This is a genomic window from Bacillus sp. SRL543 (assembly GCF_984799205.1).
Window position 1 is genome coordinate 2,561,709 of record NZ_OZ481794.1, and the last position, 17,475, is coordinate 2,579,183.

Below are 17,475 nucleotides of genomic sequence, written 5' to 3' on the forward strand. Positions count from 1 at the left end.
ATGGTGCTGCCAATCTTGATTCAGCCTGTATTTTCGCTTGGATTGGTATCCCAGACCTTTTTCTTCATTATAAATACCGCAATGGCAATCAAAGCGATGATAGCCAGGCTTACGAAAAATCCGGGACGGATATTCTTTTCTAGCAGGGTGCCGCTGACGGCTGCGAGGATCAGCAGCAGCGCCGCCGAACCCATCAATTTGCTCCAAATCTTCGTTTCGAGAAGCTTAAACGATGAAATGACGATAAAAAACCAGTTATACAGGAGGAGGATCCCTGCAGCTGTAGTGATATACTCATAAATTTTACCCGGCAAAAGCAGGGCGGTAATTATGGACAGCAGCAGCCCGACGGAAGCCAGCCCCAGTGAGGGCAGGGGCAAATCCTTCAATTTCTTGATTTTTTTTCCGAAGAAAGCCGGTGCATCCCCATCCTTAGCCAGTGTCACAAGAAGGTTGGTCACTCCGAAGAGCGACGCTGTCATCGTTGAAAAGCCGGCAATAATGATTGCCCCATTAAATACATGCGGGAAGAACGGCAGATGATTTTTCGATAATGCCGTAATGAACGGACTTTCTTTTTCATGGAATGCATCAATCGGCACCATTGCGACAGCAAGCCCCAGGGAGATGACATAAATGGATGCCAGGAGGATCAGCATCACACTCCCTGCCTTTGGTGCATCTTCCTTCTTTTTCAGCTGCATGGCCATCAGCCCGATGACTTCAATCCCCCCATAAGCATAGAAAGCATAAATAAGGGAAGACCAGAAGCCTTTAAAGCCGTCTTCAAAAAAAGCACCTGCAGAGTCCGGGATCCCCGGCCGGTCAGCATTGCTGTGCAGCCAGCCGAACATGGCGGCTGCCGCCAAGATGATGAACATGATGATGGCTGCCGTTTTTACGACTGCCAGGATATCTTCTATCTTATCGAAGCCCTTTGTACCAGTCAGTACAACAAGGATGGACAAAATGGCATAGCCGGCTGCAAATACCCATAAAGGCACATCCGGGAACCAGAATCGCGACAAAATGGACAGGGCGGTCAGCTGGCTGCCCATGATCAGGATATTGGAGGTCCAATAATTCCAGCCGCAGCTGAAGCCGGCCCATTTTCCATAAGCCTTTTTTGCATAATAGCAGAATGATCCTTCCTGCGGATCCTTCGCAGTCATCTTTGCAAGCAGGTTAAAAACAATATAAGTTCCAAGTGCAGCCAGAATGAACGAAAAGACGATGGAAGGACCGGTAATCTTGATGCCGATGGCAGAAGCCAGGAAATACCCGGTCCCGATTGTACAGCCCACCCCTGTCAAGGACAGCTGCCACCATTTCAGATTCCCTTCCTTTCCTCCCTTGCTTCCTTTTCCTGAACTGCTTGGATCACAACTAGCACTGCTCATCTTCTGCCTCCCTCTTAAAAGAAAAATGAATCACTGTCATTTATCCGACAAACACTATACAAGATTATCGTTTCTAATCTGCGGCCAGAAAATCCACTGAAATAAATGGAATCGGGGAGGTGTTGTTTATGTTCGGGAATAAAAACAGGAAAATGATCGGTTCAGGAGCCATTCTCTCAAGCTTTTTCAGCCTTGTCATCATTGGAATGACGATTTATCATCATCTGCGGATTGAGGAATTGATACGCAGGGCTGGAAGCGGGGGCAGAATGCAATGAAGGATTTAAAGGAGGTCTGCTGCAGAAGCAGTGCATGACCTCCCCTCCCTCTTAGGGATCAAAAAAAGCCACAGCCGCCAAGGCCATGGCTAATCGATGCTATCTTCACCAGCAAAACTCAAACCGCCGGAATAATATCCTGCTACATCGGGATGCTCTTCAAGCTCTTTCCTCCCTTTTTCTGTCAGGGAATAGGTTCCACGGCTGATTCTTTCAAACCAGCTGTAGTAGTTTTTATGGAGAATTGACTGGGTTTTATCGCCGGTGCCCATTTCGCGGAGCTTCTTTGGTGACAAGGGGCCAAAGCGCTTGAGGCAGCAGGCGATGTGAATGCAATTTTCTTTGTAGGCAGTCATGATTTTTGTCTGGGTGACACCGCCTATGTTATAGTCCCCGTTCCGCCCGCTGATCTCGGACAGCATTTTTTCTTTCCTTTTCTTGTTGAGGCGGATGCTTTTTTTACGGTCGAATGCTCCCGGTTCGGTCAGGATTTCCATTTTGGCGGAACCCGCCTGGAAAGAAACAATGATAAGGCCGAGCTCAAGCCGCCGGATGAGATGGCTGATATCATTCCACTTTTTAGAGCGAAGCCTGTATTTGGGCTTTGGAATCGCGATATATACCTGGTCGGAGAGCTTTTGTCTTTTGGCCGCCTGCACTAGCAGCTCAACTGTCAGATTGAGCTTCAGCTCGACAATGATGAGCTCATCTTCTTTCACAGCCACAAGATCACAATCATGAACCTCTCCATAAACCTTATAGCCGAGTTCAGAAAAATGCTTTTGGATCGGCCTGTATAAGTCTGCTTCATATCTTTTCACATTTGTGTTTTTCATTGCTGCTGCCTTTCTGTCTAATTGTTTCTTTTGAAGAAGTTCGAGGCCGCTATAAGGAGGATTCCTCCTATTATGGCAGGCATGGATAATCTGCTTACAGCTTCTGGCACATCACCGATATCCAGCAGCGGGTTGACAGCAAAGCCTGCTGCAAACAGGGCCATCCCCAGAAAATAAAGTGTTTTGCCTGCTTTTGAAAGCCGATTGATCATGGTTTTGCCCCCTTTTTATTACACCGCCTGGTTGACGGACATTTCTCCCCGCTGATGGTTCATACGGCTCATGAAGGTGCCGGCTGAAGCAGCAAGTATCTGCTGAAACAGCATGCCCATGATGACAGGAACTGCAACAGGAGCAGGAAAATAGGCGATGGCCAGCACGGCGCCGGCACTGATATTTCTCATGCCGCTGTTGTAGGTGAGTGAGATGACGCCTGCTGTTTCTTCCTTCAAAAGCTTTCCAGCAAGAAAGCCGAGCAGGTAAGCTGTGATTGACAGCATAAGAACTGCAGCTGCGATGCCCCATAGCTTGCTGGAAATCGTCTCAAGGTAAGGGGCAATGGCTGAACTGTTGATGGCGACAACCACACCGATGCCTATTTTGGAAAACGGAAAAAGAAACGGATTCAATATTTTCGGTGCTGCGCCTTTTGACAGCTGATTGGCTGCCATTCCCGCAATGGACGGAAGCACAATCATCCAAATCAGCCCTCCCATCATATCGGCCGCATCCATTTCTACCGAGGCCCCTGCAAACAGGTGAAGGATGAACGGCACGGCAAATGGGGCAATCATGGTGTCGACCAGAATGATGCATAATGTCAGGAAAGTCTTGCCTTTATAAAGAGTCACCCATACAAGGCTCGTGATGCCGGTTGGAATAACAAAGGAAAGGATCAGACCTGTCCTTGTGTAGGCATCATCCGGAAAAAACAGGGCCCCTGTGCCAAATGCTGCTGCAGGCATCACAAAGTGAAGAAGCACAAGGCAAATGATGATCGGAAGCGGGTGCAAAATGACCTTCTTCAGATCACTGAAGCTCGAGCCGAGGCTTCCGGAGAACGTCATAAGAGCGAACAGCCATGGCACGATAAAGACGAGGCCATGAAGCTGGTCTGCAAATGTAATGCCGAGAAGGACGGCCAGCGGCGTCATGAACGGCATGAATTTTTGTAAAAATCGGTTAAGCTTATCCAGCAAGGTTGCTCCTCCGCCTTTTTGTGGTTTCAATCTAATAGAAAAGGGTATTAGCCTTTTGTAGCAGGTGGATTTCCGCCCAGTTCATCAATCAGCCTTTCTGCCGTCCTTCTGTACATATTGCCCATATGGACGAGCGAGAGGATCAGGAGAATCTGTTCAAGCTCGCTGCTGCCTTCTTCCAGCTCTTCTGCCTGTTCGCGGGCCAGGCGGCCGCGGAGCGGGACATCTTCTTTAAAGCTGGACAGATTCTGCTTTGCCAGCTGGAGATACCTGCTGTAAAATTCCTCGATCCGCAGCTTCCCTTTCAGTGCCTTTTCATTGGCTCCATCGAGGATCTGTTTGATATCCTGGATGGACAGGGATCCTTTGAGCTGATAAATGAGGCTTATCATCATAAGCTGCTCACGGGAATATTTCTTATTTTTGACCGGAGTGAACAGTTTTCCTTTGGCATAATTGTTGATCATCGTTTTGGTGAGTACCTTTTCCCCTTCATTCCGGGTGGCTGAACCAAAGGTGTTCTCAAAAAGCTGGATCACCTGATCCATATACAGATCAATGCTTGGTAGCTCTTCAGGCAAAAGCTGCCTTTCAAGGCCCAGGGATTCGATCAATTCTTCCATATTGTTTTTATCCATAACATTTTCCCTCTAGCTTTCTATGTATTGCGCTTCCTTTATTTTACCATAAGTGAGAACTAATTGTTGACGGGACTGCATTAATCATTATATGATGATAAGTAGTTATCAATACTACATTGTGTTATGTAAGGGGGAGTTGTCTTGAATTCTTATATCCGCGAGCCTATCAACGGACTCACACATCTTGCAGGAGCCATCCTGTCATTCATCGGCCTGCTTGCTATGGTCATCAAAGCTTCGATGGTAACCGCATCTGCCGCAGCAATCGCATCATCCATTGCCTTTGGTGTCAGCATGATCCTTTTATATTCTGCTTCTGCCACGTATCATATGGTGATTGCAAAGGATAAGGTGATCGCGTTCCTTCGACGGCTTGACCATTCAATGATCTTCGTTCTGATTGCCGGGTCTTATACACCTTTCTGCCTTGTGAGCCTGAATGGTACAACAGGCTGGGTCATTTTTTCCATTGTCACTCTTGTAGCCGTTTGCGGCGTCATTTTCAAAATGGTATGGTTCAATTGCCCAAGATGGCTTTCAACCGTCCTGTATATTGCAATGGGCTGGATCATTGTATTGGCATTCTCGCCTCTGTCTGAGGCAATGTCATTCCACGGCGTATTCCTGCTATTGCTCGGCGGAATATTCTACACGGCCGGGGGCATCATCTACGCAGTCAAGCCGAAGTTCCTGGAGTTCAAGCACATGGGCTTCCACGAAATATTCCATATTTTCATCATGATGGGCAGTATGGCCCACTTCCTCAGTGTCTACCTATATGTGCTGTAATAGAAGCTGAACGGATTTTCCGTCGGCTTTTTTTGTTTCATTTTTTCCTCCGCGTTAATACCTTTGCTGCTTATTTAGTAATTCGAATCCCATCAATCTATTTCCATCTTTTGAAGAGATTTCAGCCAGCTCCTCACGCGTTTGCCCGATTGCTGAGAGGACAGAGCCGGCAGCCTGGATCCAGCTTCCTGATATATCCAGTGATTTCCCTTTCAAGCTCTCAGATGCGGCACAACCATTTCTGGTTGTTTCAAGGAGCAGAATCGTCCCAAGAGCCTGGAGGGAATTGCCGATCGCCTGCAGGAAGCTTCCCATGATCAGCAAGTGTTGCCCTTCTGCTGTCTGATCAGTCCATTCATCCCCAAGCACAGTGAGAGATCCCAGTGCCTGAATCCAGTTCCCAGTAATGACCAGCTTTAATTCGTTCTCATTCCCTGGATCGAGAACAAGTCCGGCAATGACGAATAAATTGCCGGCTGCCTGCAGTTCATTTCCTGTTTTCTCGAGAGAAGGCTTATCCTGTCCGTCCGCCTCCAATGCGCTTCCAGCCGCCTGCAATTCATTGCCTATTACTATAAGTGATTCTGCGGTTGCATCATCCAGCCCCAGCCATTCTGAAGTTCCAACCGCGGCTATGAGGGTTCCGGCAGCCTGGATCCAGGCGCCGGCAATCTCCTTTTTCTGATTTTTCATAAAGAATTCCCGCCTGTTCTGCTGCTGGCTTCCAAGGATGATTATTCCGGTCCTTTCCCCATTATATTCAAGAGGTGTCAAGCTGCCTCAGCTGACTGGTCCCTGCCCATATTTCTTATAGCCTTATGCTGGGAAGGAGAGTATAATAGTGAATAAAATTCAGTATATTGTAATAATTAGGCTGGGAAGGAGCTGGCTATGAAAGAAATACTGATCGGCATTCTTGCTTCCGTATTTTTTGCGGTCACATTCATTCTTAACAGGACGATGGAGCTTGCAGGCGGCAGCTGGCTTTGGAGCGCATCCTTAAGATTTATTTTTATGGTTCCGTTTCTGGTCATTATTGTAGCACTGCGCGGAAATTTGAAGCAGCTATTTGCTGAAATGAGAAAGCATCCTTACTGGTGGCTGTTATGGAGCTTTGTTGGGTTTGTGCTTTTTTATGCACCGATCACCTATGCAGCAAGCTACGGGCCCGGCTGGCTTGTTGCAGGATCCTGGCAGCTGACAATTGTGGCAGGCACCCTCCTTGCTCCCCTTTTTGCATCTGGCAACACTGCGGGAAAAAGAAATAAAATCCCTTTCAGGCCCCTTTCCTTTTCGCTTATCATTCTGGCTGGAGTCATCCTTATCCAGCTTCAGAAAGCAGACACTTTGTCTCCTGCTGAAATGGCCGCAGGAATCCTGCCGGTCGTGGTGGCTGCCTTTGCTTATCCGCTCGGAAACCGGAAAATGATGGAGCTTTGCGGAGGAAGGCTTGATACCTTCCAAAGAGTGCTGGGCATGACGATTGCAAGTCTCCCTTTCTGGCTCGTCATAGCTGCTGCCGGCTACGGAAATGCCGGCCCTCCTTCCTCAAGCCAGCTTTTGCAGACCTTCATTGTCGCCATTTCATCAGGAGTCATTGCGACAACGTTGTTTTTCATTGCAACTGACCGTTCTCGCCAAGATCAATCTAGGCTTGCTGCAGTGGAAGCGACACAGTCGACGCAGGTACTTTTTGTGATGGCAGGCGAAGTTCTTCTGTTTTCTGCAGCCGCCCCGGATACCCTCTCTTCTGCCGGACTGCTGGTCATCATAATCGGAATGGTGCTGCACAGCCGCTTCTCGCAATCAAAAGAAAAGCCCTCACTGCCCATTCCGGCTTCCCCTATTAAAAATCAGGCTTGAATGAGCAAAGGACGAGACATTTCAATTGTCTCGTCCTTTTTCTCCGCTCTCTTTTCCTGCAAGCATCCTATGGAATGGGCATTTGCTGAGCGAACTGTCATCATCCCTTAAAAAATATTGCTGCCACTCATAATTATTATCGCTTCCATAACTGTTTAAATGGGGATGGGCTCCGATACTGTCGTAAGCTGCCAGCCGGTCGCGTATTTTGCTTTTTACTTTTACAGCACGCTCCGGGGCAGCATTGAACTCATCCAGCACCCAGCGGGGTGTGATTGCCAGCATGAAATATGGAAAATACCTGCTTTGCCTGTTTACGTGCGCAGGTGTGGCGCAATACATAAAATACTGTTCACCATGGCTGCAGAACTCCCAAAGCGGATCGTGCGGGTCCTCTGGTATATGGGCCGGCCAGCTTTCCCTGTCCCTTTCTGCTAAAAGGTTCATCTGCCGCCAAAAAAGTTGTTCAAATTCCTCCACCGTACCCTGTTCCGCCAGCTGTTCATTGGTTTCAAAAAAGACAATAAGCGAAGTATAGCTGCCAAAGCTCCTTGAAAGTGCTGTAAACTCCGTCATCATTTCCGCCAATTCACCTGCAGAAGAAATATTCCGCGGATCTCCGGCAAATCCATAGCGCAGCTGCTGAAGTGCATGACCCTGGGTCGCCGGGATACATGGGAATCGATCTTTTTTATTGCCCAGCTTTGACTGGAATGCCCTCAGTGCATCTTCTTCCCAGCAGTCAGTTTTTTTCAAGCCGGATATATCGCTGATTAATTGCATACTGATCCCTGCCTCCTGTTTGCTTATTCAGCATATTCAGGATGGGCCGTAAATGGGTTTGTACAGCTGAAAACCGGGCTTATACACCGGCAAATTGAATACCCGTTTCCTTGTTGGACTATACTGATAAGGTTTTTTACTAACTACAACCAAGGAGATTCTAATGGAACATATCGCTTATACCCAATCTGCCGAAAAAGTTTTGAAGCTTCCTACAAGCGCACGGCCAGTAGTGAATCCTGATGATGTCTGGGTCCCCGAAGGATACAAAGTGGAGGTGGCCGCTGCCGGCCTGTCTTTTCCGACCGGGATGGGATTTGCGGAGGACGGCACACTTTACATATTAGAAGGCGGAAGCACATGGCCGACAAGGCCTGCCCTCCCGCCCAGGATTTTAAGCCTGGATCCTGGCGGAATGCTCGAGGTTTTTGCAGTCGAGACGCTTGGAGGACCTCGCGGAGTCGTCTGCAGGGACGGCAAGCTGTATGTATCTTGCAAAGGCGGCTATCTCGCACGAATAGTCACATATAACAGAAAAACAAAGGAACGCACCGTCCTTCATGAAAAAATACCGAGCGGCGGCTGGCATGAACCAGGCGGTCCTGTTTTTGGCCCGCATGACGGGTTATTGTATTTTGCCAATGGGTCAGTTTCGCAAAACGGTGTCTGCCTTCCTGCAGGTTTTACTGTCGATCTGGCGAAGCATCCCGAGGCCCATGATGTCCCAGGTGCAGACATCACCTTAACAGGGCATAATGTCACATCGCGCAACCCGCTGATGCCCTTTCCTTTCTTAACAGAAACAGGCGCCTTTAAGCCTTTCGGGACACCAGCCCAGAAAGGGGAAAAAGTCAAAGGAGAATTATGGTGCTCAACGGGTCTCTGGAGATCCAAGCCGGATGGAAGCGAACCTGAACTATTGGCCTGGGGTCTCAGGAATCCATATGGACTGGCTTTCAGTGAAGATGGCGAATTATATGCATCAGACAATTGCCTGGAGGAAAAAGGCGAACGGGCGATCGCCGGCGACCCTGATAGAATCTGGCATATCCGCAATGCCAAAACAAAGCATGGAACAGTAAAAAATCCTGATTGGTATGGATTTCCTGATTACCGGGCAGATGGCGTGCCTGTATGGGATGAACGCTGTAAGCCGGCAAAAGGCAAGGCCGCCGAGCAGCTGATTGAGAATCCTCCTGAATGGGCCGGCCCTCCGGTTTACCTGGAGAAGCCTCATTCGGCTATGACAAAAATGGAGTTTTGCACATCAGATTTCTTTGGGCACCGCGGGAAACTGTTTGTAACAGAATGGGGTACTTACGCTCCACTCAACAGCCCGCATGAGAAAGACCTGAATAACGGATTCAGGGTGGCAATGGTTGATGTTAAAACAGGAACTTCTGAGGTATTCCTCCGCAACCGTGCCCCTGGAGCTGCTTCCTCTTCAGGCTCAGGCGGAATTGAAAGGCCGGTTGACTGCAAATTTCATCCGGACGGAAAAAGCTTGTATGTACTTGATTTCGGCTACTCTCCTGTGACAAAAGGATATATTCAGGCATATGGCCATACGGGAGTTTTATGGAAAATAACAAAGGAATGAATAGGGGTACGAATATGCAGGAACAAAAAGCCATTCTTATTGAGCTGGGTGAAGATTATATTGAAATGCAAAAGAATGAAATGGAAAAATGGTTTGAACATATCCTCACTGCCCAAACTGCTCTTGAGGTTATGCTGGCAAAAGCTGTGCCCGCAATCAGGGAGCCCCATATCAGGGAAGCTATTGAAAAAATCCAGAAGTCGCAGCAGCATCATGCGGAAAGTGCGGATAATCTTTTCCGCTTTATCGGCCGGACAGCCGATGACCGTAAAGACAAGATCCTTGGCACGGTGATCGGCAAAGTGGAGGAAGCTTTATTGTCTTTTCAGGACTTCCTCGCTGGTGCTGAAGGATCCTGGCAATCCATCCATCACCTGCTCCTGTTAAACCAGCAGGCAATGGGCGCTTTTGCCGTTGGCGAACAGCTCGGCCTTTCAGTCGGGAGCAGAGAAGTTGCTGACGCATGTTTTCTGATCGTCCATGATAAAACGATGCACCAGCTGCTGCTCCAGGAATATATGCTGGAAATGGCGCCTATTTCAATTTTGTATAAACAACAGGTATAAACGGGCGCAAAAACGCATTGCCTATAAGGGGGTGGAAAAATGAAGAGAAATTGGCTACCAGGACTCTCAGCTGCAGAAGAGATGGCCGGTTATTCCGGTACAGTCAAAATGGTGATGGGGGCGATTCTAGGCGGGCTGGCAGCGATATTCCAGTCAGCCGGCCTGTTCAGCGGTGCAGGCTATGCGCTCAGCATCCTGACGACTTGGCCAATCATCATTGCCTGCTTCCTGTCGGTGCGCATCGGACTGCTTACATACTTGCTCACCGTCCTGATGCTTGCTGTCCTTCAGCCTTCCGAACTGTTTGTATTTCCATTTACCACCGGCTTGCTCGGCATCAGCATCGGCATCTCACTCAATAAGCTCAAACGGCCTTTGATTGCCATCTTGTCCGGTGCAGCTTCTCTGACAGCCGGCATCGCTTTTCTTTTGTACATCATTGATTTTCCGATACTGGGGCCATCCCTTTCTGGCTATCCAGTCTTGCTGACTGGCGGCCCGATATTTCTGTTTGGCTTGATTTACAGCTGTCTGTGGCTGTGGGTTTCTTTCGCCACTCTTAAGGCGCTCAACCGGACCGTACGGAAGAAATCACCGGAAATGACATGAAGAAAGGCTGCCATTTAGGGCAGCCTTTCTTCATGTGATTCATTATGTCCGTTTTCAGCTATACGTGCAAAATATTCCTTCAGCATAGCCTTATTTTCGACAATGTCTTCAAGTGTATACTGATCCAGCACTTTTAAAAAGCTTTCCAGCGCGTGATTCAGGATATGCTTCAAAGAGCAGACCGGCGTGATGACACATTTATTATTGTGGTCAAAACATTCAACAAGATAAAAATCTTCTTCTGTCTTCCTGACAATCTCCCCGATATTGATTTCGGCCGGGGCCTTGGCGAGCTTGAAGCCCCCATTGCGGCCGCGTACGGTCCTGATATAGCCCATTTTTCCGAGATTATAAATGATTTTCATTAAATGGTTCTTTGAAATATCATATGCTTCAGCAATTTCTTTTATATTGACGAGCTTGTCATTTTTATGGGAAGCCAGATATATTAACACTCTTATGGAGTAATCCGAATAGGTTGTAAGCCTCATGATTTTCCCTCACATTCTGTTCTTTCCCCATTTTATCATAATTGTGAACAAATCTTAAACTTTGCTGTTCTGCCCATAAAAAGATGTATTTGAAATATTGCTTTTTAGTTATTTGGCTACTATTATAAAGATGTATTCAAAATACTACTTAAACAAAGAAGGGATTCAGCAATGCTATCTCAAAAAACAATTGACACAATCGTTTCAACCGTTCCTGTACTGGAAGTGAAAGGAACGGAAATAACAACCGTTTTTTACCGCAACTTATTCTCAAGTCATCCGGAGTTATTGAATATCTTTAATCATGCCAACCAGCAGAAAGGCAGGCAGCAGACGGCTCTTGCCAATACGATCTTGGCTGCAGCTGTTTATATCGACAGACTGGAAGCGATCATTCCTGCAGTAAAGCAAATCGCACACAAGCACAGAAGCCTTGGGGTTAAGCCTGAACATTATCCGATCGTCGGCGAACATCTTCTGGAAGCGATCAAAGAAGTGCTTGGCGATGCGGCAACTGATGAAATCATCGGTGCCTGGGGAGAAGCCTATGGCGTCATTGCCGATGTTTTTATCGGGATCGAGAAGGAAATGTATGAAGAAGCTGCCAGCGTGCCTGCAGGCTGGAAAGACTTCAAGGAGCTTACAGTCAAAGATATAGTGAAAGAAAGCGATGTTATTACCAGCTTCTACTTAAAGCCTTCAGACGGTTCTGCTGTACCGGCCTTCCTGCCTGGCCAGTATATAACCGTGCGCATCGGCATCCCTGGTGAAAAATATCTGCTGAATCGGCAGTACAGCCTTTCAGCGGCACCAGGCAAAGATTACTTCCGCATTTCGGTTAAACGGGAAGCAGAAGAAAATACACCGGAAGGCAAGGTTTCCAATTATTTGCACGACTTTGTTGAAAAAGGCAGCATGATAGAAGTGACAGCTCCTGCCGGTGACTTCACGTTAGAGGTAAACGCAAATAATCCAGTTGTGCTCCTTAGCGGCGGTGTCGGCATCACACCTTTCATGAGCATGATCAGTGCGGTATCTGAACAAAACCCAGGCCGCCGGGTGGAGTTCATCCATGCTTCCAGGAGCGGCAGCCACCAGCCGTTCAAGGAGGAACTATACGCACTCGAAGGAAAATTAGAAAACAGCAGGCTTCGTTTTGTCTACGAAAATGCCCAGGTAACCGACCGCCAGGATGCCCGCTTTGCCAAAGAAGGCTATATTGATGCAGACTTCCTGAGTGATTTCCTGCCTGATGATGCAGATTATTATGTTTGCGGGCCGGTTCCCTTCCTCCACGCAATTGTTAAAGGGTTGAAAAAGCTGCATGTAGAAGAATCCAAGATTCACTTTGAATTTTTCGGTCCGGCTTTGAATCTGGAAGAATAGGAATATATGAAGTGAAAAAAGCTGGCGGGCCTTGATAGGCTCGTCAGCTTCTTTTTTGGGCGTTTTGAGAAGGCGTGGTGGTTTGGATTTAATTGTTTTTTTGGGATAAGCGGCTTTTTCGGGAATTATTATGGAATTCCGGGTGTTATTGTCTGCATGGGATAGCAGTAAAGATATTTTGTCGAGGTTACAGCCGGATGTGCAGGCTTCGTGGTGTAATATGGTCTCCTTAAACTGTGGAAAATAGTGTTTTTTATCATGGTGCAGCTTATTTCACTACTTTGAGGAATTAATTTAATCAATTGCACGATTATTCTGCCATTTCAGCATTAGACGGACTATAACGGTGCTGCCGAAGGGCGCCTCGCACAAACCCGGATTCTTCCGCCGGCCGTGCCAGCGCATATTCACCGAAACCCCTGACCATCTTCCCTCACTCTCTCCGCCATCCTCCTGATTTCCATGAGCTTCTCCCCCTGCACACTCCTGTTCAATCGGCAATCATCCTCCAGCAGGCTCCAGAGCAGCCGGTCTTTTTCCTCGGCAGTAAGATCCAGCCTTTTGATCTCTGACCGGCAGCTTCCGAGGAATTCTGTATATACGGTCCATGTCTCGTCAAAAAGCTCCTCAAATTCTTTTTTCAGCTTCCGCGTCAGCTTGGGGCTTGTGCCGCCTGAAGTGACAGCAATTTGAAGGCCGCCCCGCCGGACTCTTGCCGGAAAAGTGACATTGCCGGTTTCGAATTCGTCAACGACGCAGACGAGCTGATTGGCCGGGAGAGACTTTTGCAAAGCTTCATTGGCACTGCGGTCATTTGTGGCCAATATGGCAAGGAAGGCATCAGCGAAATCTGCTGCGTCTGCTTTCCGTTCAATAAGTGTATAGCCTTTGCCGGCGGCGATCGCTACCGCTTCCTCAGAAAACGAGGGGGCAATGAAAGTGATGAGTGCCCCCTCCTCTTCAAGCACACGCGCCTTCCTGGCAGCAATCCTGCCGCCGCCGGCAATGACAACTTTCTTCCCTTTTAAATCAATGAATAGCGGCTGCATCGTTCTCCAACCTTCCCTGCTGCACGTGCAATGACAACATTTTCTATGGCAGGATGCCTGCTCAATGCGCCGGTATGTACGATTTGAACACCCAGCTTTTTCTTTTTCCTCACCGCGTTTTCCACTTCACCCAGCAAGAGCCCTCCGAATAATAGATACGGAACAACGATAATGCGGCCGCGGGATCTGGAGCATGCATCTTCAAGTCCTTCATTGAAAGATGGAGAAGCCGCAGCCAGAAAGCAGAACTTCACTTTGGCACCAGTCTTATCAGCAATCTTCTTCCTAATCTCTTCAAATGCTTCAAGAATGCCAGGATCGCTGCTCCCCCGCCCGACTATCAGGACAGTATCATCTTTGGCAAGGACCGGAGATTCCTGGAAGATCAAATCGGAGACGCCGTCAATGATTGTCTGCTGGACTCCAAAGGGATCCGCCATTTCAACCGGGATATGAGGAAACCTATTCCTTAACTTTTCCAGGGTTTTCGGAATATCACTTTTTATATGCCCGGCAGATAAAAGAAAAATGGGGACCACTTTGATCAGCGCGGCTCCCCGCCGGACACATTTTTCAAAGCCTTCTCCGATCGAAGGCTCAGAAAGCTCCAAAAAGCTGATTTCCTGGATCGGTGCAGCAGATTTGCTGGTGATTCTGTTCAAAAAGTCCCTTGCCTCCTGTGCACCTTTCTTGGACCTTGTTCCGTGCCCCACATAAAGGATCGCTTCCATATTCCCCCTCCTCTATATTCCCTGGATGACCGGCAGCTGGGGAGCAATTTCTTCCTCAAACCAATGTAGCTTCTTGTGCAGCTTTACGACTTCCCCGATAACAATCATGCTTGGATTGCTGATGCCTGACTTTTCAACCAGCTGCACTATCGTCTCAAGAGTCCCAGCGACAGTCTGCTGGTCAGAAAGTGTGCCCCAGTGGACAAGAGCAATCGGCGTTTCCTTTTTCTTTCCGTTTTCAAGGAGCTTGGCAACGATGTTCGGAAGATGAGATACCCCCATATAGACACAAATCGTATCTACTGCCCGGGCAAGATGGGCCCATTGGTGCTCTGCCTCCCTGTCTCCAGCCTGATGGCCTGTCACAAAGGCAAAGCTTTTGCTGAGTGTGCGGTGCGTGACAGGAATCCCTGCATATGCAGCAGCTCCGATGCCGGCGGTTATGCCTGGAACCACTTCAAAAGAGATATCATTAATGGCGCATTCCTCCGCCTCTTCCCCTCCTCGTCCGAACACGAAGGGATCTCCTCCTTTCAACCTGACGACAACCAGGCCTTTTTTTGCAAACTTAACAAGGAACCGGCTGATTGTTTCCTGCTTCATTGTGTGATAATGGGGGAGCTTGCCGCAGTAGATAAGCTGGGCGCCTTTCTTCGCGTGCTCCAGCAGCCCGGGATTCACGAGACGGTCATAGAGGATAACATCCGCCTGCTGGATACAGCGGAGCCCTTTTACCGTAATCAGGTCCGCATCCCCCGGACCTGCTCCTACCAAATATACTTTTCCTGGCATCACTACCACCCTTTCTCATCTTCATCAAAAATATAGCCTGCCGTTTTTGCAGCGCGCTTTTTCTCGCGGAGGGCCACTTCCTGTATGCCCGGTTCTTTCAGATAGAACTTCTCAAGCTCCACATCCAGCTGGCGGAAAGCCGCTTCGTCATCTTCAGCAAGGATGACCGCGGCAATCTCTTTTTCTTCCAGCTGTACACTGAATCTATAAAGATAGGCCATGGGCTTCTTTTCCCAATATGATGTCAAGCTGCTGCTGAAGAAGCTCAAGGCCGGCCCTGCCGACAAAATCGAAGAATGATTCATCTGATGCTTTTTCCTCCTTGAAAAATTGCAGCAGTTCCTCCAGTACGTCCGCCAGTTTTTCTGCTTCCACTTTACCCTTCAGCTTTTCATTGAATTTGCCGCCTGCATTCAGGGTTCCTCCCACATAAATCTCGTAAGCTTCCACCATTTCCTTATTCTCGTTCCGCACCTTCATCCCCTGAAGGCCGATATCGGCAATCTGCCTTTGCCCGCAGGAGTTCGGGCAGCCTACCATATGAATCCTGACCGGCACATCAAGGGCGATCCGGCTATCAAGTTCTTCAGCAATCAAGCGCATCCTTTCTTTTGTTTCAACCAGTGCCAGATTGCAATATTCGATCCCGGTGCAGGATACCGCATGGCCGATAAATGAATTGGGATTGATGGTGATGCGGCTGAAGATCGGCTCTTGAAGCAGTGCTTCAACGTTTTCTTCAGGAATATTGGGTATGATCAGATTCTGGGAATTGCACGTCCTGATTTCTCCGTTCCCATATTGGGCTGAAATGCGGGAAAGCTCGAACACTTCATCAGCCGACAGGCGGCCAACGGGTACATTGAAGCCAAGGAACTTCAGCCCGGGCTGCTTCTGGTCATGGACACCGTAAAAATAGCCGGCATTCCAGCCTCCCGCAGGCTCTGTTCCCTTATCAGGGAGAGGACCTGTGTACTCGAGCAGCTTTTCCCTGAATTTTTCTGGACCCCAATCGGCCATAAGGAATTTCAGTCTGGCAAGATGCCTTTTTTCGCGGTAGCCGTAGTCCCTGAAAATCGTCGTTACGGCAATCGCTGTTTCCAGTGTGCGCTCCGGTTCAATGAATACATCCAGCGTTTCTGCCAGATAAGGCCGTGAAGAAAGGCCTCCGCCAACCTTGAGGTGGAATCCTTTTTTCTCGATCCCATCTATCACCTTGACGGCTGGGGTAAAAGATACACAGTTGATTTCCGCATTGGATGCATTATGAAGATTGGCGGAAATCGACATCTTATATTTTCTCGGGAGATTGGAAAAGTCCTCATTTCTCTGAAAATAGGAATATACTTCCTGAACGATTTCTGCCGTATCAAACAGTTCATGCGGATCAAGTCCTGCAATCGGGTTGCCGACAATCGTCCTGGTGATGTCGCCGCACGCACCGGCACTTGAAAGGCCGACAGCCTCCAGCCGATTAAAAATATCAGGGATCTGGCTGATTTCAAGCCAGTGAAACTGGATAGCCTGCCTTGTCGTAATATCGAAAACGCCGCGCCCGTAATCCCGGGCGATCCCGGCCAAAGCATCCACCTGCGGTTTTGTCAGGATGCCTGAAGGGACATTCACCCTCATCATAAAATAGCCGTCCTCTTTCGGGCGCTGCAGATACAGGCCGGCCCATTTGAACAGGTCCCACTGGTCTTTCGGAATGGATTCAAAACCGTTTGCTGCATAATAGGGTATGTCATTCAGAATTTCGAGTCCGTCTTTTTCGAGCTTCGCTTTTTCCGTTTTGTTCAGCTTTTCATTATCAGCCCAATGCTTTATATATGCCATCCTTGCCCCTCCTTAAATAATTCCCTGTTCTTTTAGATAAGTTAATATCTTTTCAGCTGCTTCTTCTGGTGAAAGCTGATCAGTCCGGATGGCGATCTCCGGGTCTTCCGGCTTCTCGTAGGGGGCGTCAATCCCTGTGAATCCTTTGATTTCACCGCGCCGTGCCTTTTGATAAAGCTGCTTCGGATCGCGCTTTTCACATTCCTCCAAGGGGCAGTCAATGAATACTTCAATGAACTCCCCTTTTTCCGGAAAAATGCCCCGCACTAAATCCCTGTCCTTCCTGTAAGGCGAGATGAATGCTGTACAGACAATCTGGCCGCTGTCCGTAAACAGCTTAGCCACTTCACCGATGCGGCGGATGTTTTCATTCCGGTCTGCCTCAGAAAATCCAAGGTCGCGGTTAAGCCCGTGGCGGATATTGTCTCCATCCAGTACATACTCATCTATGCCTTCCTTGAACAGCCGGTGGCTGACGATATTGGCAATAGTGGATTTTCCAGAGCCGGATAAGCCGGTAAACCAGAGCACACAGCTTGCATGGCCGTTCTGCGCCCTTCGCTCTTCTTTTGTTACTGCTGCTTCATGCCAGGTCAAATTAAGTGATTGTGCCAAATTTCCCTTCC

At 48.4% G+C, this 17,475-nt stretch carries 21 protein-coding genes; 7 read left to right on the forward strand and 14 right to left on the reverse strand.

What is annotated here, in order from left to right:
• Positions 1-20: 20 nt before the first annotated feature.
• Positions 21-1,400, reverse strand: coding sequence for an amino acid permease (locus tag AC4E8B_RS12920; RefSeq protein WP_490213798.1), 1,380 nt, complete (start codon positions 1,398-1,400; stop codon positions 21-23).
• 128 nt (positions 1,401-1,528) lie between these two features.
• Between AC4E8B_RS12920 and AC4E8B_RS12925 the strand changes: the two genes are divergently transcribed.
• Positions 1,529-1,678 (forward strand): hypothetical protein, encoded by a 150-nt coding sequence (locus tag AC4E8B_RS12925; RefSeq protein ID WP_490213799.1) that lies wholly within the window; start codon positions 1,529-1,531, stop codon positions 1,676-1,678.
• A gap of 89 nt (positions 1,679-1,767) precedes the next feature.
• Here the strand turns inward: AC4E8B_RS12925 and AC4E8B_RS12930 are convergent, their stop codons facing one another.
• The 4 genes from AC4E8B_RS12930 to AC4E8B_RS12945 are packed head-to-tail and all read right to left on the reverse strand — an operon-like array spanning position 1,768 to position 4,351.
• The gene (locus AC4E8B_RS12930; RefSeq protein ID WP_490213800.1) at positions 1,768-2,514 is read right to left on the reverse strand and encodes a DUF2161 domain-containing phosphodiesterase; all 747 of its coding nucleotides are present in this window, start codon (positions 2,512-2,514) and stop codon (positions 1,768-1,770) included.
• A 17-nt stretch (positions 2,515-2,531) separates the two neighbouring features.
• On the reverse strand, positions 2,532-2,726 hold the full coding sequence (locus AC4E8B_RS12935; RefSeq protein WP_490213801.1) for a hypothetical protein: 195 nt from the start codon (positions 2,724-2,726) through the stop codon (positions 2,532-2,534).
• Between the two features lie 18 nt (positions 2,727-2,744).
• Positions 2,745-3,713: a bile acid:sodium symporter family protein gene (locus AC4E8B_RS12940; RefSeq protein WP_490213802.1), complete on the reverse strand. Its 969-nt coding sequence runs from the start codon at positions 3,711-3,713 to the stop codon at positions 2,745-2,747.
• A 47-nt stretch (positions 3,714-3,760) separates the two neighbouring features.
• The gene (locus AC4E8B_RS12945; protein WP_490213803.1) at positions 3,761-4,351 is read right to left on the reverse strand and encodes a DUF1836 domain-containing protein; all 591 of its coding nucleotides are present in this window, start codon (positions 4,349-4,351) and stop codon (positions 3,761-3,763) included.
• Between the two features lie 144 nt (positions 4,352-4,495).
• On the opposite strand from AC4E8B_RS12945, the gene trhA reads away from it, so the two are divergent.
• On the forward strand, positions 4,496-5,143 hold the full coding sequence (trhA, locus tag AC4E8B_RS12950; RefSeq protein ID WP_490213804.1) for a PAQR family membrane homeostasis protein TrhA: 648 nt from the start codon (positions 4,496-4,498) through the stop codon (positions 5,141-5,143).
• A gap of 54 nt (positions 5,144-5,197) precedes the next feature.
• Here the strand turns inward: trhA and AC4E8B_RS12955 are convergent, their stop codons facing one another.
• Entirely contained in the window at positions 5,198-5,836 is a 639-nt protein-coding gene (locus AC4E8B_RS12955) for a DUF6944 family repetitive protein (protein WP_490213805.1), read from the reverse strand.
• A 198-nt stretch (positions 5,837-6,034) separates the two neighbouring features.
• On the opposite strand from AC4E8B_RS12955, the gene AC4E8B_RS12960 reads away from it, so the two are divergent.
• A complete protein-coding gene (locus AC4E8B_RS12960; RefSeq protein ID WP_490213806.1) occupies positions 6,035-7,006 on the forward strand; it encodes a DMT family transporter in 972 nt (323 codons plus the stop codon).
• Positions 7,007-7,027: 21 nt separating this feature from the next.
• Here the strand turns inward: AC4E8B_RS12960 and AC4E8B_RS12965 are convergent, their stop codons facing one another.
• A complete protein-coding gene (locus AC4E8B_RS12965) occupies positions 7,028-7,789 on the reverse strand; it encodes a YqcI/YcgG family protein (RefSeq protein ID WP_490213807.1) in 762 nt (253 codons plus the stop codon).
• A 163-nt stretch (positions 7,790-7,952) separates the two neighbouring features.
• Here AC4E8B_RS12965 and AC4E8B_RS12970 point away from each other — a divergent pair, with 163 nt between their 5' ends.
• From AC4E8B_RS12970 to AC4E8B_RS12980, 3 genes are read left to right on the forward strand one after another with little or no spacing between them, the layout of a single operon-like run.
• Positions 7,953-9,389 carry a PQQ-dependent sugar dehydrogenase gene (locus tag AC4E8B_RS12970; protein ID WP_490213808.1) on the forward strand — a complete coding sequence of 479 codons (1,437 nt, stop codon included), beginning with the start codon at positions 7,953-7,955 and terminating at the stop codon, positions 9,387-9,389.
• Positions 9,390-9,403: 14 nt separating this feature from the next.
• Positions 9,404-9,955 (forward strand): hypothetical protein, encoded by a 552-nt coding sequence (locus AC4E8B_RS12975; RefSeq protein ID WP_490213809.1) that lies wholly within the window; start codon positions 9,404-9,406, stop codon positions 9,953-9,955.
• Between the two features lie 39 nt (positions 9,956-9,994).
• Entirely contained in the window at positions 9,995-10,564 is a 570-nt protein-coding gene (locus tag AC4E8B_RS12980) for a hypothetical protein (protein ID WP_490213810.1), read from the forward strand.
• A gap of 14 nt (positions 10,565-10,578) precedes the next feature.
• On the opposite strand, the gene AC4E8B_RS12985 is transcribed toward AC4E8B_RS12980, so the two are convergent.
• On the reverse strand, positions 10,579-11,055 hold the full coding sequence (locus AC4E8B_RS12985; protein WP_490213811.1) for an RrF2 family transcriptional regulator: 477 nt from the start codon (positions 11,053-11,055) through the stop codon (positions 10,579-10,581).
• Positions 11,056-11,226: 171 nt separating this feature from the next.
• Between AC4E8B_RS12985 and hmpA the strand changes: the two genes are divergently transcribed.
• Complete coding sequence (hmpA, locus tag AC4E8B_RS12990; protein WP_490213812.1) at positions 11,227-12,441, forward strand: NO-inducible flavohemoprotein; 1,215 nt, start codon at positions 11,227-11,229, stop codon at positions 12,439-12,441.
• A 407-nt stretch (positions 12,442-12,848) separates the two neighbouring features.
• Here hmpA and AC4E8B_RS12995 read toward each other — a convergent pair whose 3' ends face one another.
• From AC4E8B_RS12995 to cysC, 6 genes are read right to left on the reverse strand one after another with little or no spacing between them, the layout of a single operon-like run.
• The gene (locus AC4E8B_RS12995) at positions 12,849-13,490 is read right to left on the reverse strand and encodes a precorrin-2 dehydrogenase/sirohydrochlorin ferrochelatase family protein (RefSeq protein ID WP_490213813.1); all 642 of its coding nucleotides are present in this window, start codon (positions 13,488-13,490) and stop codon (positions 12,849-12,851) included.
• Entirely contained in the window at positions 13,466-14,221 is a 756-nt protein-coding gene (locus AC4E8B_RS13000) for a sirohydrochlorin chelatase (RefSeq protein ID WP_490213814.1), read from the reverse strand. The genes AC4E8B_RS12995 and AC4E8B_RS13000 overlap by 25 nt, the downstream gene beginning before the upstream one ends.
• Positions 14,222-14,233: 12 nt before the next feature.
• A complete protein-coding gene (gene cobA / locus AC4E8B_RS13005; RefSeq protein WP_490213815.1) occupies positions 14,234-15,013 on the reverse strand; it encodes a uroporphyrinogen-III C-methyltransferase in 780 nt (259 codons plus the stop codon).
• Between the two features lie 2 nt (positions 15,014-15,015).
• Entirely contained in the window at positions 15,016-15,234 is a 219-nt protein-coding gene (locus AC4E8B_RS13010; protein ID WP_490213816.1) for a DUF3906 family protein, read from the reverse strand.
• On the reverse strand, positions 15,218-16,849 hold the full coding sequence (locus tag AC4E8B_RS13015) for a nitrite/sulfite reductase (protein WP_490213817.1): 1,632 nt from the start codon (positions 16,847-16,849) through the stop codon (positions 15,218-15,220). Before AC4E8B_RS13015 ends, AC4E8B_RS13010 begins: the two co-directional genes overlap by 17 nt.
• 12 nt (positions 16,850-16,861) lie before the next feature.
• Positions 16,862-17,464 carry an adenylyl-sulfate kinase gene (gene cysC / locus AC4E8B_RS13020; RefSeq protein ID WP_490213818.1) on the reverse strand — a complete coding sequence of 201 codons (603 nt, stop codon included), beginning with the start codon at positions 17,462-17,464 and terminating at the stop codon, positions 16,862-16,864.
• Positions 17,465-17,475 lie beyond the last annotated feature (11 nt).

Bases quoted from the DNA above. Each gene is read 5' to 3' on its own strand.
- AC4E8B_RS12925 (WP_490213799.1), top strand. From the start codon at position 1,529: ATGTTCGGGAATAAAAACAGGAAAATGATCGGTTCAGGAGCCATTCTC.
- AC4E8B_RS12965 (WP_490213807.1), bottom strand. From the start codon at position 7,789: ATGCAATTAATCAGCGATATATCCGGCTTGAAAAAAACTGACTGCTGG.
- AC4E8B_RS12995 (WP_490213813.1), bottom strand. From the start codon at position 13,490: ATGCAGCCGCTATTCATTGATTTAAAAGGGAAGAAAGTTGTCATTGCC.
- AC4E8B_RS12920 (WP_490213798.1), bottom strand. From the start codon at position 1,400: ATGAGCAGTGCTAGTTGTGATCCAAGCAGTTCAGGAAAAGGAAGCAAG.
- AC4E8B_RS13010 (WP_490213816.1), bottom strand. From the start codon at position 15,234: ATGGCCTATCTTTATAGATTCAGTGTACAGCTGGAAGAAAAAGAGATT.
- AC4E8B_RS13000 (WP_490213814.1), bottom strand. From the start codon at position 14,221: ATGGAAGCGATCCTTTATGTGGGGCACGGAACAAGGTCCAAGAAAGGT.
- AC4E8B_RS12970 (WP_490213808.1), top strand. From the start codon at position 7,953: ATGGAACATATCGCTTATACCCAATCTGCCGAAAAAGTTTTGAAGCTT.
- AC4E8B_RS12930 (WP_490213800.1), bottom strand. From the start codon at position 2,514: ATGAAAAACACAAATGTGAAAAGATATGAAGCAGACTTATACAGGCCG.
- AC4E8B_RS13015 (WP_490213817.1), bottom strand. From the start codon at position 16,849: ATGGCATATATAAAGCATTGGGCTGATAATGAAAAGCTGAACAAAACG.
- cobA (WP_490213815.1), bottom strand. From the start codon at position 15,013: ATGCCAGGAAAAGTATATTTGGTAGGAGCAGGTCCGGGGGATGCGGAC.
- AC4E8B_RS12935 (WP_490213801.1), bottom strand. From the start codon at position 2,726: ATGATCAATCGGCTTTCAAAAGCAGGCAAAACACTTTATTTTCTGGGG.
- AC4E8B_RS12985 (WP_490213811.1), bottom strand. From the start codon at position 11,055: ATGAGGCTTACAACCTATTCGGATTACTCCATAAGAGTGTTAATATAT.
- AC4E8B_RS12980 (WP_490213810.1), top strand. From the start codon at position 9,995: ATGAAGAGAAATTGGCTACCAGGACTCTCAGCTGCAGAAGAGATGGCC.
- AC4E8B_RS12955 (WP_490213805.1), bottom strand. From the start codon at position 5,836: ATGAAAAATCAGAAAAAGGAGATTGCCGGCGCCTGGATCCAGGCTGCC.
- hmpA (WP_490213812.1), top strand. From the start codon at position 11,227: ATGCTATCTCAAAAAACAATTGACACAATCGTTTCAACCGTTCCTGTA.
- AC4E8B_RS12975 (WP_490213809.1), top strand. From the start codon at position 9,404: ATGCAGGAACAAAAAGCCATTCTTATTGAGCTGGGTGAAGATTATATT.
- AC4E8B_RS12960 (WP_490213806.1), top strand. From the start codon at position 6,035: ATGAAAGAAATACTGATCGGCATTCTTGCTTCCGTATTTTTTGCGGTC.
- AC4E8B_RS12945 (WP_490213803.1), bottom strand. From the start codon at position 4,351: ATGGATAAAAACAATATGGAAGAATTGATCGAATCCCTGGGCCTTGAA.